Source organism: Vibrio sp. CCUG 15886, assembly GCF_028570825.1.
GTDB classification, from domain to species: Bacteria; Pseudomonadota; Gammaproteobacteria; order Enterobacterales; family Vibrionaceae; genus Vibrio; species Vibrio vulnificus_B.
Genome location: NZ_JAQQBT010000002.1, coordinates 90,008 through 104,024 on the forward strand (window position 1 = coordinate 90,008; position 14,017 = coordinate 104,024).

Sequence of the window (14,017 nt, forward strand, 5' to 3'; positions counted from 1 at the left end):
CATGTTATCTGTGATAGATGCGGTTCTTTCCCGCTCTCGTACCATGATGACGCTGCTGGTGATGATTTTGCTGGCAGGCATTGGTACTTACATGACGATTCCCAAAGAATCGAGTCCAGACATCACCATTCCGATTATTTACGTTTCCGTTGGCCACCAAGGCATCTCTCCAACGGATGCGGAGCGTTTGCTTGTACGTCCGATAGAGCAAGAGCTGCGTTCTATCGAAGGGGTCAAAGAGATGACGTCGACGGCATCGGAAGGGCATGCTTCGGTTATGTTGGAGTTTACTGTGGGGGTAGACCTGGCAAAGGCGATGGCGGATGTTCGTGATGCCGTGGATCTCGCCAAGCCGAAATTGCCAGCAGACAGTGATGAACCAACAGTAAATGAGGTCACGCTGGCTTCAGAAGAGCCTGTGCTGTCTGTTGTGCTCTACGGTACGTTACCAGAGCGCACGATTGTTCAAGTCGCTCGTCAACTTCGAGACAAACTCGAAAGCTATCGCCAAGTTCTTGAAGTTGATATTGCGGGTGACCGTGAAGATATCGTCGAAATCATCGTCGATCCCTTATTGATGGAAAGTTATGGTCTCGATCAAGGTGACATATACAACCTGATCGCGTTGAACAACCGAGTGGTCGCGGCGGGTTTTGTCGACACGGGTTATGGCCGTTTCTCGGTCAAAGTGCCTTCGGTGTTTGATTCATTAAAGGATGTCTTAGAGCTACCAATCAAAGTGGATGGTAAGCAGGTCATTACGTTTGCCGATGTGGCGACAGTACGGAGAGCCTTTCGCGATCCGGAGTCTTTTGCTCGTCTAGATGGTAAACCGGCCGTGGTACTCGATGTAAAAAAACGCGCCGGTGAAAATATCATCGAAACCGTTGAGTTGGTTAAACGAGTGATCGAAGAAGGTCAAAAGCGGGCAGATTGGCCAGACAACTTGCTGGTGAAATACACCTGGGATCAGTCGGAAGATGTTGAGTTGATGCTCAATGATCTGCAAAACAACATCTTATCCGCGATCATTTTAGTGGTCATCGTCATTATTGCCATTTTGGGTGTTCGAACTGCGTTGCTTGTGGGGATCTCGATTCCGGGCTCCTTCCTCACTGGCTTATTGGTTTTGGCCGTGTTCGGTCTGACCGTTAATATCGTGGTGCTCTTTTCTCTGATCATGGCAGTAGGCATGCTGGTGGATGGAGCTATTGTGGTCACCGAGTTTGCCGATCGCCGCATGCAGGAAGGGGGCGAACGCAAACAGGCTTATCGTGACGCAGCCAAACGTATGGCGTGGCCGATTACCGCATCAACAGCGACGACGTTAGCTGCGTTTGCACCACTGCTTTTCTGGCCCGATATTACGGGCGAATTCATGAAGTATTTGCCTTTGACCTTAATTGCGACGTTAGCAGCGTCTCTCATCATGGCACTGTTGTTTGTGCCGGTATTAGGGGGGCTGATTGGCAAGCCACAAAATGTCTCAAGTGAGAATCAGCGTCGTATGGTGGCTTTACACAACGGTGAATTCGACAAAGCAACGGGTATCACCAAGCTTTACTACCATACTTTGGCGATTGCCGTTCGACACCCATTGAAGATCTTGTTAAGCGCGATCCTAATGGCGGGTGGTGTTGGATTTGCCTATAACAAAGCTGGGTTAGGGGCGGAGTTTTTCCCTGAAGTCGATCCTCCTTTCTTTACGGTTAAAGTTCGTTCTTACGGTGACTTGTCGATTTTTGAGAAGGACGTCGTGATGCGCAACATCGAACAAGTGATGCTTGGGCATGATGAGTTTGAAAGTGTCTATACCCGAACCGGTGGTGATGACGAAATTGGCCAGATCCAAATTACGCCAGTGGATTGGCAATATCGGCGTAAAGTCAAAGAGATTATTGATGAGTTAAAACAAACTACATCCACGTTCTCTGGGGTTGAGATCGAATATAAATTTCCCGATGCAGGGCCACCAGTGGAGCATGATTTGGTGATCGAGATGTCATCTCGTATCCCTGAGCACCTCGATGATGCAGCTAAAGTGGTGCGACATTGGGCGGACAATAATCCTGCACTGACCAACTTGAGTGATACTTCCAGTAAGGAAGGGATCGATTGGCAAATCGACATCCGACGTGACGATGCATCGCGTTTTGCAGCTGACGCGACTTTGGTTGGCAATACGGTCCAGTTTGTCACTAATGGTTTGAAAATTGGTGATTACTTACCGGATGACGCCAATGAAGAAGTAGACATTTTGGTACGCTATCCGGAAGAAAAACGCGACATTGGCCGCTTTGATCAGTTAAGAGTGAAAACACCCGCTGGGCTTGTGCCGATTACCAACTTTGCGCAGATCAAACCTGAGCCCAAACAAGACACGATCAAACGGATTGATGGGCAGCGCGTGATCAACGTCATGGCGGATATGGTAGAGGGTTACAACTTAGCGCTTGAACTGCCAAAGATTGAGCAAGCGCTCAGTGAGCTTGGCTTGCCTGAGGGCGTGGAGTTTCGGATTCGAGGGCAAAATGAAGAGCAGGAGCATTCATCCGCGTTCTTACAAAACGCCTTTATGATCGCACTGGCGGTGATGGCACTTATCTTGATCACTCAGTTTAATAGTTTCTATCAAGCGTTTTTGATCCTCAGTGCTGTGCTCTTCTCTACGGTCGGGGTTTTTGCTGGGCTGTTGATTTTCCAAAAGCCGTTTGGCGTTATTATGTCGGGTATCGGTGTTATTGCCTTGGCAGGTATTGTGGTGAACAACAATATTGTATTGATCGACACTTATAACCAATTACGCCAACGTGGTTTAGACAAGGAAGAAGCGATCTTGCGCACTGGGGTTCAGCGTTTAAGGCCGGTGATGCTCACCACGGTGACGACCATCCTTGGGTTATTGCCGATGGTATTGGAAATGAATATCGACTTGATCAACCAAAAAATTGAATTCGGTGCACCAAGTACCCAGTGGTGGTCACAGTTGGCAACCGCTGTGGCGGGTGGTTTGGCGTTTGCGACGGTATTAACTTTAGTATTAACGCCATGTTTATTGATGTTGGGGCGAGAACATAGAAGTGTGAAAGAAGACGATGACGTCGAAGAAGATCTCATCGACGACGTTCATACTGACATTCCACCAGCAGCAAGCTCTGAATCTGGAAAAGTCGTCGGCTTGTAATCTCCAAACCCTATTAAGCAAAAGAGAGGCAAACCTTGCCTCTCTTTTTGCTTTTCGTGTGCTGACGCAGGGTTAGTTCATTGCCAGTAACTTACTGTAGCGCTCTAATTTATCGAGACGCAGTTTAGAATTGGCGATGAAGGTCTCTTTTGCTTGTCCGCTCAACGATTGAGCTTGAGGTAAGCTGACCGTTCTGGGGTTTTTGTGAACCCCGTTGACCAAAAATTCATAATGCAGGTGAGGGCCTGTCACACGGCCTGTCCCGCCTAAAGTACCAATACTTTGACCTTGTTTGACTCGTTGTCCGGTCTTGACCAATTTCTTTTGTAGATGCAAATACTTAGTCAGATAAGTGTTGCTGTGGCGGATAAACACGTAGTTACCGTTAAATTGGTTGTACCCCGCTTGTTGTACGACACCATCGCCTGCAGCCCAAATTGGTGTACCAACGGGCGCGACGTAATCGGTACCTCGGTGTGCTTTGACTTGTCCGGTAACGGGATGCAGTCGACGCGGATTAAAGTTAGAGCTTACGCGTCGGAAATCGATAGGTGCCCGCAAGAACGCTTTCTTCATTGCTCGCCCATTCTCGTCGTAATAGTTGCCTGTTTTGTCATCATAGATGGCGGTGAAGGTATCGCCTTGGTTACGGAAAATAGCAGCAATAATACGGCCACGACCGATGACTTCTCCTTCTACAACCTGTTCTTGATAAAGCACGCGAAAGCTGTCTCGTTCACGAATATCTTGTGCAAAGTCGATGTCCCAGCCAAAAATCCCGGCGAGTTCCATTATTTGATTAGCCGTCAATCCAGCGCTGATGGCGGCATTCCAAAAGTTTGAAGTAATGGACGCTTCGGCATACGCGTACTGGTAGTTCACTTCCTTATTATTAAGCTGAGAGCGGTAGCCAGTATCACTTCGAGTAATTTCAAAGGTTTCGAAGGCATTCACCTGGCGTTTGAGTTTGACTAATTGATCCTGTGCATCAAAGCCAAATTGCAGCATGTCACCAGGTTTAAGGCGAGAAAGTTGAGTTTTGATGTCATCGTTGGTGGTGATCAACTGGTGTAATAAGGAAGCCGATAAGCCAATGCGTTGGAATAAGATAGCGGCGCTTTCCCCATCCTTCACGCGATAGCGTTCCCAACGATGCACTGAGGATTCGGCAGATAACACGGGATTGATTGACAGTCGCTGCATCTCGATGCCAATAGGGTAGTGGCGTCCTACTTCTAAACGGTTCTCTTTTGGGCGCAGTTCATTAGCATCAGGCAAAAGAAACAGAGCGACAAAAATCATCGCACTAAAAAAGCCGATCAGCACTTTGTGCAATATGGGAAGACGGGCAAAAATTGAAAGCATATCGGGTTTATACGGTTTATGAAGACAAAATTAACAACGGAATAGTCTAACTTGTTTCAAAAATCATCGCTATTCAAGTAAGATGTCCAGCTATTATATTTTGCCAAATTTGTGGGAGTGAACAAGCATGGCGAGCATTGAAGCCGCTTTAGCCGAGATTAAGCGCGGTGTTGAAGAGCTGATTCCAGAAGAAGAGTTAATCGCAAAACTAAAAGAAGGTCGTCCTCTTCGCATTAAATTGGGTGCCGATCCAACTGCGCCTGATATTCACTTAGGTCATACCGTCATTTTGAACAAGCTGCGTGCGTTTCAAGATCTTGGCCATGATGTGACATTTTTGATTGGTGACTTTACTGGTATGGTCGGTGACCCAACTGGTAAAAACTCGACGCGCCCACCGTTGACTCGTGAAGATGTGCTACGCAATGCTGAAACCTATAAGCAGCAAGTGTTCAAAATTCTCGATCCTGCGAAAACAAAAATTCAGTTTAACTCTGAATGGTTGTCTGAGCTTGGTGCTGAAGGCATGATTCGTCTTGCGGCAAACCAGACCGTTGCACGTATGCTAGAGCGTGATGATTTCAAAAAACGCTATGCAGGTGGCCAGCCAATCGCTATTCATGAGTTTATGTACCCACTTCTGCAAGGCTATGACTCTGTGGCGATGGAAACCGACGTAGAGCTCGGTGGTACTGACCAGAAGTTTAACTTGCTAATGGGCCGTGAACTGCAAAAAGCGAACGGACAAAAACCGCAAGTGGTATTGATGATGCCTCTTCTTGTTGGCCTAGACGGCGAGAAGAAAATGTCAAAATCAGCCAACAACTACATTGGTGTTAGCGAAGCGCCAAGCGAGATGTTTGGTAAGATCATGTCCATCTCAGATGATCTGATGTGGAGCTACTACGAGTTGCTTTCTTTCCGTCCATTGGAAGAGTTAGCTCAGTTCAAAGCGGATGTTGCAGCAGGTAAAAACCCACGTGATATCAAAGTACTGTTAGCAAAAGAGATCATTGCCCGTTTCCATAGTGAAGCCGATGCGGATGCGGCAGAGCAAGAGTTCGTTAACCGTTTTGCGAAAAATCAGATCCCTGATGAAATGCCAGAGTTTACTTTTGCCGCAGGCACACCAATGGCGAACTTGCTAAAAGAAGCAGAGCTATGTTCATCAACATCGGAAGCGATGCGTATGGTGAAGCAAGGCGCGGCTAAGATGGACGGTGAAAAAGTAGAAGATGCCAAAGCAGAACCAGCCGTTGGCACCTATGTGTTCCAAGTAGGTAAACGTAAGTTTGCTCGAATCACCATTGCGTAAGACGATCTTTTAGGTCATCTCAACTGTTATTGAAAAGCGCCTTCTTAAAGGCGCTTTTTTTCTGCTTGTTGATAGGTTTTGAAACGTAATATAAACCAAGTTTCAAAGAGGAGAAGTGACAAAATGGCGTACTGCCAATGCGTACCGTAAGCCACAAAAAATAATACGCTGAGCATGGATACCCAAATCAACAGCAAAGAGTGAATTTTTTCTCGCCTCGTTAAACCTTGTTTCTTGTTAAGGCGCTGTGCTAAAGGGCCAAGCTTAGGATGGTTGAGTAGCCACTGTTGAAAAACAGGGGAAGATTTCCCGAAACAGTAAAGTGCCAATAGGATAAAGGGCACCGTGGGTAACAGTGGCACTGTGATGCCAATCGTGCCTAGAATGACACACGTCCAGCCAATGCAGTTGTAACCTTTACGGCGAAAGGCTTCTTTGTCTTTTATTGGGTGATGTTTCATGATGATATTCCCCAGCCAAATATCAACAAGTATGGCTGGGGTTTAGCTTAAATGGCAACTTGTGCTGTTTTTCGTCAGTTGTGTTTTACTTGTGTAAACTCAACTAAGTCTCGATAAAACTCACGCTCGAAGCGTGTGATAGGTGCAACATTGCCACTCTCTTCACTTTTATCAGGATAGTAATCGGTAATAAATTGAATGAAGGCGGCGCTTGGCTGTCCATTCTGATCTAAAACAAATCCTGCCATGTTATAGCTGCCATAAAGTGAGCCGCTTTTAGCGACGATCTGCCCTTTAACTGGATCACTGCGCATGCTTTGGCGGTACTTGAGGGTGCCGGACTCTCCGGATTTGGGCATCAATGCCACTAAGCCGAGCTCTTTGTCGTGTTGCCAGATGTATTTCAAGATCGACATCATATCCATAGGATTGATCCGATTATTACGCGACAAGCCCGAACCGTCGGCGAGTTGAGCGCGAGAAAGATCGATTCCCGCTTTGGAATAAAGGATCTGTTTCACCGCTTCAGTGCCATTGGCAAAGCTACCGGGTTGCAAGTAAAAGCGAGCCCCAATCGCTTTGGTAAGGTTGTCGGCAATAAGATTATCAGAGTCCTTTAGCATAGTGTCTAATAACTCTGGCAAGGTAGCTGAAGAGTGGCTGGCAATGACATTGGCTTTATTTGGCATGACACCAATTTTAATTTCTCCACCAAGTTCAATTTTGAGCTGTCTCAACAAGGTATATAAGGTTCGACTCGTGTATTGAGTTGAGTCTTGAATCGCGAACTTAAGGGGCAACGGTTTGTCTCTCTCAACCAGACAGCCTTGCAATTGATATTGGTTGTTATCCCCCGTCAACAGCTCTAAGTCGCAATGATTACTCTGCTGGATCGCTTTAGAGACGGTTTTCGCATTGGTTGTGACGTGAATCGGGTACTGCTCTGGCACGTAAACTCGAGTATTGCCATCGGCCAATGTGTAAATAGAGGCCTGAGCGCAGTTCTCATCTAATGTGATGGCACTTGAAGGGGCGCTGTAGCAAACGCCCAAAATATCCCAAGGCCAACCCACAGCGCGCTCATAGCCTGTAAACACCGAGTTGTCGAGCCAAAGGTCTCCACGAATGTTCGCGCCATTCTGCTGCTTGTAGGCTTCTAAAAGCTGTTTTAAATGTGTGGTTTTAAGCGTGGGATCGCCAGAGAAACGAATGCTGATGTCACGGCCATTGCTTAACAGTTCGGTGGTGAAGGCAAAGTCGTCTTCAAGTTCCAGTTTGGCCGCTAGGGCGGTGGCCAGTTTGAGTGTGCTTGCTGGAGGGAAAAAGCGGGTATTTTGCGCTAAGGTTTGCCAAGAGGTTTGGTTTTGTAAGTCTTCTACCCAAATACTGCTTCTACTGCCATCTGGGAGGTTGCTTAGCGGTGAGTATTCTTCTGCCTGAATGGTGGAAGAAGTAGCAAGCAAGAAGCAAAAGCTCGATGTGAAAAGTGAAGCGAGAAAACGCATAGTGACAACCCAATCTATCTAGAATGGCTTGATTATAGCGAGGATAAAAAACGCCCGCTAGTTGCGGGCGTTTGCGATTCAGTTAATGCTGAAATTAGAAGTCGTAACGTAGACCTAGTGCTAGCTCGTCTTCTGCATCAATCTTAGAAGCTGTAGTGTTGCCACCAACTTGACCTAGTTTATCGCCAGAGTCGATTAGGTTGAAGTTGTAAGAAACGTAACCACGGAAGTTAGGTTTGAAGTAGTACGTCGCGTCAACGGCGAAGTTATCAGCAGAAGTTTGGCTGTTCGTTTCTGCGTTGTTGTACGTAGTGGTGAACACGGTTTGACCCATAGTGTACTTAGCTGCTAGCTCGTAACCAGTGTAATCGCCGTCTTTCTTCGCTTTTTCGCCATCTGTGTAGATACCTGCAAAGTATAGATCGCCCATAGTGTAAGACGCCGCTAGCATGTATTCATTTTGCTCGTCTTGATCAGCGTAACCACCACCAAGCGTTAGGCCAGTTTGGCCGATAGCGTAGATAGCAGATAGAGAGTAACCATCTTGACCGTTATCTACATATTTACCATCGTTTGCGCCAGTGCCTTCTGAACGGTCAGCAAAACGGTAGCTTGCTTTCACGCTAAGTGCGTCGAATTGGCCTTTGTAAGCGATCATGTTGTCTACGCGGTCAGCAACAGCGATTTTATCTGCCGCAGAGTTACCGTGGTAAGCCATGATATCGGTGAAGTCGGTGATTACGCCTAGTGCGCCATCGTTTTTACCGTAAGTCACTTCACCGAACTTGCCACCTAGACCCGCGTAAGTGTAACGATTGTCTAGGTTGTTGTTGGTTTTGTTTTCGCCTTCATCTGCAGTAGTGAATTCACCTTCGTAGAAACCAACGCCGTATAGGCCGTCTTGGATTTCTACTTTACCTAGGAAGTTAAGACGGATACGAGAGTTGTCTGCAACTTTACCATCTTTCATAGATAGGCGAGCTTCAGCACGGCCACCCATGTCTAGAGAAGTACCATCTTGGTTGTAAAGTTCAGCAGCGTTAACACCAGTTGCCACTGCAGCAGCAGATACAGAAAGTGCGATTAATGTCTTTTTCATTGTTTTGTTGTCCTAGTTTAGCTGTCCATAATCTTTTTGTTGTGAGACGAATATCTCACAGATTATCACTATGATTCCAGATTCATAAATGAGATGCATCTCAAATACTTGGCCAGAGTTATTGGTTGACGTCCAATGTTGTACAGCCAAAGTTCCATGATGGGTTAGTAAAATTATATAAATTCAACTTATGAACACTGTTCGATTGTGTGGTTGTTTTTGTTAACTTGTTGTTTTTAAGTGTATTTACATTGATTTACATGCCTCTGACATTGATGATTTTTTATGGTTTTTTATCTATTTGTCGATATTTTGCTCGCATTTTTCACGGTGATGTTGATGTGAAAATTGTCAAAATTGATAGGTGGTTTCGGCTTTTTGGCTTGGGTAAACGCAAGAATGAAATTAAGGTGATTTAGGCTCAAAGTTTGTTTACACTAGGCGAAATTAATCCGTTCCGTGACTACCTGATCATTCGGTCAGGTAGGTTTTTTTTGTCCAAAGATGACTTTGGCATTGAGGTTGAAAATGGAAAAAGTTCCAATGACGGCTCGCGGCGAGCAATTGCTGCGTAAAGAATTAGAAAGACTTTTAAAAAGACGTCCACTGATCACTGAAGCGATCGCTGAAGCTCGTGAATTGGGTGACTTGAAAGAAAACGCAGAATATCACGCCGCTCGTGAAGAGCAGGGCATCTGTGAAGCTCAAATTCGTGACATCGAATATAAACTTTCTGTCGCTCAAGTGATTGATGTGAGCAAAATGGAAAATAACGGCAAAGTTATTTTCGGTGCAACGGTTACTTTGATTGACTGTGATACCGAAGAAGAAAAAACCTACCAAATCGTGGGTGATGATGAAGCGGACATTAAATCTGGCCGTATCTCTGTCAATTCACCGATAGCTCGTGGCCTTATTGGCAAGATGGAAGGCGACGAAGTGGCGATTTCAACGCCGGGTGGTATGAAAGACTTTGAAATTGATAGCGTTGAATACCGATAATTTCCTATCAATCGCACATCAAAAAGGTCGCCAATGGCGACCTTTCTTTTGTGACTAGAAGAAGCACTTAACTTACTTACGAGGAAGTTCAATCTTGCGCTCTTCAGATTGGCGATAAAGTACAAGTGTCTTACCAATTACTTGCACTTTCTCTGCGCCAGTTTCACGCACAATGGCATCAACAATCAGCAATTTTGTTTCACGATCTTCAGATGAGATCTTTACTTTGATCAGCTCGTGAAAGTTCAATGCGATTTCGATTTCGGCTAGCACGGCTTCAGTAAGTCCATTTGCGCCCATTAGCACAACAGGTTTTAAACTGTGAGCCAGGCCTTTTAGGTGCTGCTTTTGTTTGGTGCTTAGGTTCATTACGCCGCCATTTTTATTTAAACTAAGGGTTGAAAAAACCTATTTTAACGCCATCTATTGCTGAAGACTATAATTTATTAATTAATAGGAATGACCTATTAAATTGATAACTCTGCAACTGGCTTTGTTGAGACTAGAATGAGTAAACAAAAACATTCAGCGAGCTCTAGCCGCTGGTTAAAAGAACACTTTGACGACAAGTATGCGAATGAAGCCAGACGAAAAGGTTACCGTTCTCGTGCTATCTTTAAACTTGAAGAAATTCAACAAAAAGACAAATTGCTAAAACCAGGTATGACGGTTGTTGATCTGGGGGCAGCTCCGGGTGGTTGGTCGCAATACGCCATTGGAGTGGTTGGTGATAGTGGTCGTGTGATTGCTTGTGATATTTTGCCGATGGATTCCATCGCTGGTGTTTCCTTCCTTCAAGGCGATTTTCGTGAAGATGCTGTTTTGGAAGCGCTGCTTGAACGTATTCAACCTGACATGGTTGATGTTGTGATGTCAGATATGGCGCCAAATATTGCCGGTAACAACTCAGTCGATCAGCCAAGGGCAATGTATTTAGTTGAATTAGCTTTAGATATGTGTCGACAAGTTCTTGCACCTAATGGTAGCTTTGTCGTAAAGGTTTTCCAGGGTGAAGGCTTCGATGAATACGTCAAAGAAGTCCGAAACATGTTTAAAGTCGTAAAAATCAGAAAACCAGATTCATCGCGAGCTCGCTCACGAGAAGTCTTTGTTGTAGCCACTGGTTACAAAGGTTAACTATTTGCCCTCACAGGTAAAAGTTAACACTATAGATACAGGTTACAAACTGTAGTACCCTACCTTTAATTACAATTAGTTATCGAGAGGCTGACACCTTGAGTGACATGGCAAAAAATTTAATTCTGTGGCTGGTTATCGCTGTCGTGTTAATGTCGGTATTTCAGAGCTTTGGCCCTGGAGAAAGTAACGGCAGAGCAGTGGATTACACCACATTCGTACAGGAAGTTGGTCAAGGCCAGATTCAAGAAGCAACGTTTAAAGACGGTGAAATTACCTTCGTTAGACGTGGCGGCGGCGGTAAGTTTGTAACTTACATGCCGGTATACGATCAGAAATTGCTGGACGACCTGATCAACCAAAACGTTAAAGTACAAGGTACGCCTCCAGAAGAGCAAAGCTTGCTCGGTACTATCTTTATTTCCTGGTTCCCAATGATTCTACTCATTGGTGTGTGGATATTCTTCATGCGTCAAATGCAAGGTGGCGGTGGCAAAGGTGCCATGTCATTTGGTAAGAGCAAAGCTCGCATGATGAGTGAAGAGCAGATCAAAACGACGTTTGGTGATGTCGCAGGTTGTGACGAAGCCAAAGAAGACGTTAAAGAGCTAGTGGATTATCTACGTGACCCAAGTCGTTTCCAAAAGCTGGGTGGTAAGATTCCAACTGGTGTTTTGATGGTAGGTCCTCCAGGTACGGGTAAAACCTTATTGGCAAAAGCCATTGCTGGTGAGGCGAAAGTCCCATTTTTCACTATCTCTGGTTCTGACTTCGTTGAAATGTTTGTTGGTGTTGGTGCTTCGCGTGTTCGTGATATGTTCGAACAGGCCAAAAAAGCCTCACCATGTATCATCTTCATTGATGAAATCGATGCCGTAGGTCGCCAGCGTGGTGCAGGTGTTGGTGGTGGTCATGATGAACGTGAGCAAACACTAAACCAAATGCTAGTAGAAATGGATGGTTTCGAAGGTAACGAAGGCATTATCGTTATTGCGGCAACCAACCGTCCAGATGTTTTGGATCCTGCACTACTGCGTCCTGGTCGTTTTGACCGTCAAGTTGTGGTCGGTCTGCCGGATGTACGTGGTCGTGAACAGATCCTGAAAGTGCATATGCGTAAAGTACCGCTAGCCGGTGACGTTGAGCCTTCTCTTATTGCGCGTGGTACACCTGGTTTCTCGGGTGCTGATTTAGCCAACCTAGTTAACGAAGCGGCGCTATTTGCTGCGCGTGGTAATAAACGCAACGTCTCTATGGTTGAATTTGAACTGGCAAAAGACAAAATCATGATGGGTGCAGAACGTCGCTCTATGGTGATGTCTGAAGAAATCAAAGAGTCAACGGCATACCATGAAGCGGGCCATGCGATCGTTGGTCGCCTTGTGCCTGAGCATGATCCTGTTTACAAAGTGTCGATTATTCCTCGCGGGCGTGCACTTGGTGTAACCATGTACTTGCCAGAGCAAGACCGAGTCAGTATGTCTCGTCAGCACTTAGAGTCTATGATTTCAAGCCTATATGGCGGTCGTTTAGCTGAAGAACTGATTTACGGTGTAGATCGTGTATCAACAGGGGCTTCAAACGATATTGAACGTGCAACTGATATTGCTCGTAAGATGGTGACACAATGGGGCTTCTCTGAAAAACTTGGTCCGATGCTTTATGCGGAGGAAGAAGGTGAAGTTTTCTTAGGTCGTAGTGTGACACAAACTAAACATATGTCAGACGACACCGCAAAACTGATTGATGATGAAGTTCGTAAGTTGATTGACCGCAACTATGAGCGTGCAAGACAAATCCTAATCGATAACATGGATATCATGCACGCAATGAAAGATGCGTTAATGAAATACGAAACCATCGATGCTGGTCAAATTGATGATCTGATGGCTCGCAAAGAGACTATTCGTGAACCAGCGGGTTGGGGTGATCAAGCGGCGACGGAGAAAACGGAAAAATCAGAAGCAAAAGCTGAAGAGAAAACCGCAGAGCCGGAAGTGACTGCTCAGTCTCAACCAGATGAAGTTCAGCAACCTACTGACAAAAAAGATGCAGAATAGGTTTTAATTAATAAGGAAACCCCGAGGCAACTCGGGGTTTTTGTATTTCTACTATGATTCTACGTTCCCAAAAAAAATCCTTAGATCTTTCATTCCCTGTTGTGATGGGAATTCTTAATGTCACACCTGACTCGTTTTCCGATGGAGGCCAATTTAATGCGCTTGATGCGGCATTGGCCCAAGCCGAGCGAATGATTGCTGCAGGTGTGAGTATCATTGATATCGGTGGTGAGTCAACACGTCCAGGTGCGCCAGAAGTCTCATTGGAAGAAGAGTTGAAGCGCGTTATTCCTGCAATTCAAGCCATTCGGCAAAAGCACGATGTTTGGATCTCTATTGATACCAGCAAAGCGGAAGTGATGAAGCAAGCCATTGAAGCCGGTGCGGATCTCATCAATGATGTTCGCGCATTGCTGGAGCCTGGGGCCTTGGCAGTTGCCGCGAAAGCCCAAGTTCCGATTTGTCTGATGCACATGCAAGGCCAACCTCGAAGCATGCAGCATAACCCAAGCTATCAAGATGTGTTAAAAGAGGTCGGCGAATTTTTGGAAGAGCGTGTTGCAGCCTGTGAAGAAGCCGGTATTGCTAAAGAGCTGCTTATTCTTGACCCCGGATTTGGTTTTGGCAAAACCATCGAACACAATTATCATCTGTTAGCGCATTTAGAGGCATTTCATCAATTAGGTTTGCCGATTTTGGCGGGCATGTCTCGTAAATCGATGGTTTTTAAATTACTGAACAAAAAGCCTGCAGAGTGCATGGTGGCTAGTGTAACATGTGCGACGATTGCTGCTATGAAAGGCGCTCAGATCATTCGCGTTCATGATGTCGAAGAAACCGTTGAAGCGATGCGAGTCATTCAAATGATGCATAAAAATATCTGAGTAAA

General features: G+C 45.7%; 11 protein-coding genes. 6 read left to right on the forward strand and 5 right to left on the reverse strand.

What is annotated here, in order from left to right; translation table 11 throughout:
• Window position 1: 1 nt before the first annotated feature.
• Window positions 2-3,184: an efflux RND transporter permease subunit gene (locus PQQ36_RS07165; protein WP_065090114.1), complete on the forward strand. Its 3,183-nt coding sequence runs from the start codon at window positions 2-4 to the stop codon at window positions 3,182-3,184.
• Between the two features lie 72 nt (window positions 3,185-3,256).
• Here PQQ36_RS07165 and PQQ36_RS07170 read toward each other — a convergent pair whose 3' ends face one another.
• Window positions 3,257-4,549 carry a peptidoglycan DD-metalloendopeptidase family protein gene (locus PQQ36_RS07170; protein ID WP_013571172.1) on the reverse strand — a complete coding sequence of 431 codons (1,293 nt, stop codon included), beginning with the start codon at window positions 4,547-4,549 and terminating at the stop codon, window positions 3,257-3,259.
• A 127-nt stretch (window positions 4,550-4,676) separates the two neighbouring features.
• Between PQQ36_RS07170 and tyrS the strand changes: the two genes are divergently transcribed.
• Window positions 4,677-5,864: a tyrosine--tRNA ligase gene (gene tyrS, locus PQQ36_RS07175; protein ID WP_011079602.1), complete on the forward strand. Its 1,188-nt coding sequence runs from the start codon at window positions 4,677-4,679 to the stop codon at window positions 5,862-5,864.
• Between the two features lie 44 nt (window positions 5,865-5,908).
• On the opposite strand, the gene PQQ36_RS07180 is transcribed toward tyrS, so the two are convergent.
• From PQQ36_RS07180 to PQQ36_RS07190, 3 genes are all read right to left on the reverse strand, one after another.
• The gene (locus PQQ36_RS07180; protein WP_011079603.1) at window positions 5,909-6,325 is read right to left on the reverse strand and encodes a YbaN family protein; all 417 of its coding nucleotides are present in this window, start codon (window positions 6,323-6,325) and stop codon (window positions 5,909-5,911) included.
• Window positions 6,326-6,399: 74 nt separating this feature from the next.
• Window positions 6,400-7,830, reverse strand: coding sequence for a serine-type D-Ala-D-Ala carboxypeptidase (gene dacB / locus PQQ36_RS07185; protein ID WP_045618653.1), 1,431 nt, complete (start codon window positions 7,828-7,830; stop codon window positions 6,400-6,402).
• A 94-nt stretch (window positions 7,831-7,924) separates the two neighbouring features.
• Window positions 7,925-8,929, reverse strand: coding sequence for a porin (locus PQQ36_RS07190; RefSeq protein ID WP_011151087.1), 1,005 nt, complete (start codon window positions 8,927-8,929; stop codon window positions 7,925-7,927).
• Window positions 8,930-9,457: 528 nt separating this feature from the next.
• Here PQQ36_RS07190 and greA point away from each other — a divergent pair.
• On the forward strand, window positions 9,458-9,931 hold the full coding sequence (greA, locus tag PQQ36_RS07195) for a transcription elongation factor GreA (protein ID WP_011079607.1): 474 nt from the start codon (window positions 9,458-9,460) through the stop codon (window positions 9,929-9,931).
• Between the two features lie 72 nt (window positions 9,932-10,003).
• Here the strand turns inward: greA and yhbY are convergent, their stop codons facing one another.
• A complete protein-coding gene (yhbY, locus tag PQQ36_RS07200; protein WP_039554561.1) occupies window positions 10,004-10,300 on the reverse strand; it encodes a ribosome assembly RNA-binding protein YhbY in 297 nt (98 codons plus the stop codon).
• A gap of 138 nt (window positions 10,301-10,438) precedes the next feature.
• On the opposite strand from yhbY, the gene rlmE reads away from it, so the two are divergent.
• From rlmE to folP, 3 genes are all read left to right on the forward strand, one after another.
• Window positions 10,439-11,068: a 23S rRNA (uridine(2552)-2'-O)-methyltransferase RlmE gene (gene rlmE, locus PQQ36_RS07205; protein WP_011079609.1), complete on the forward strand. Its 630-nt coding sequence runs from the start codon at window positions 10,439-10,441 to the stop codon at window positions 11,066-11,068.
• A 107-nt stretch (window positions 11,069-11,175) separates the two neighbouring features.
• The gene (ftsH, locus tag PQQ36_RS07210; RefSeq protein WP_039468633.1) at window positions 11,176-13,128 is read left to right on the forward strand and encodes an ATP-dependent zinc metalloprotease FtsH; all 1,953 of its coding nucleotides are present in this window, start codon (window positions 11,176-11,178) and stop codon (window positions 13,126-13,128) included.
• Window positions 13,129-13,181: 53 nt separating this feature from the next.
• On the forward strand, window positions 13,182-14,012 hold the full coding sequence (gene folP / locus PQQ36_RS07215) for a dihydropteroate synthase (protein ID WP_011151083.1): 831 nt from the start codon (window positions 13,182-13,184) through the stop codon (window positions 14,010-14,012).
• Window positions 14,013-14,017: the final 5 nt, after the last annotated feature.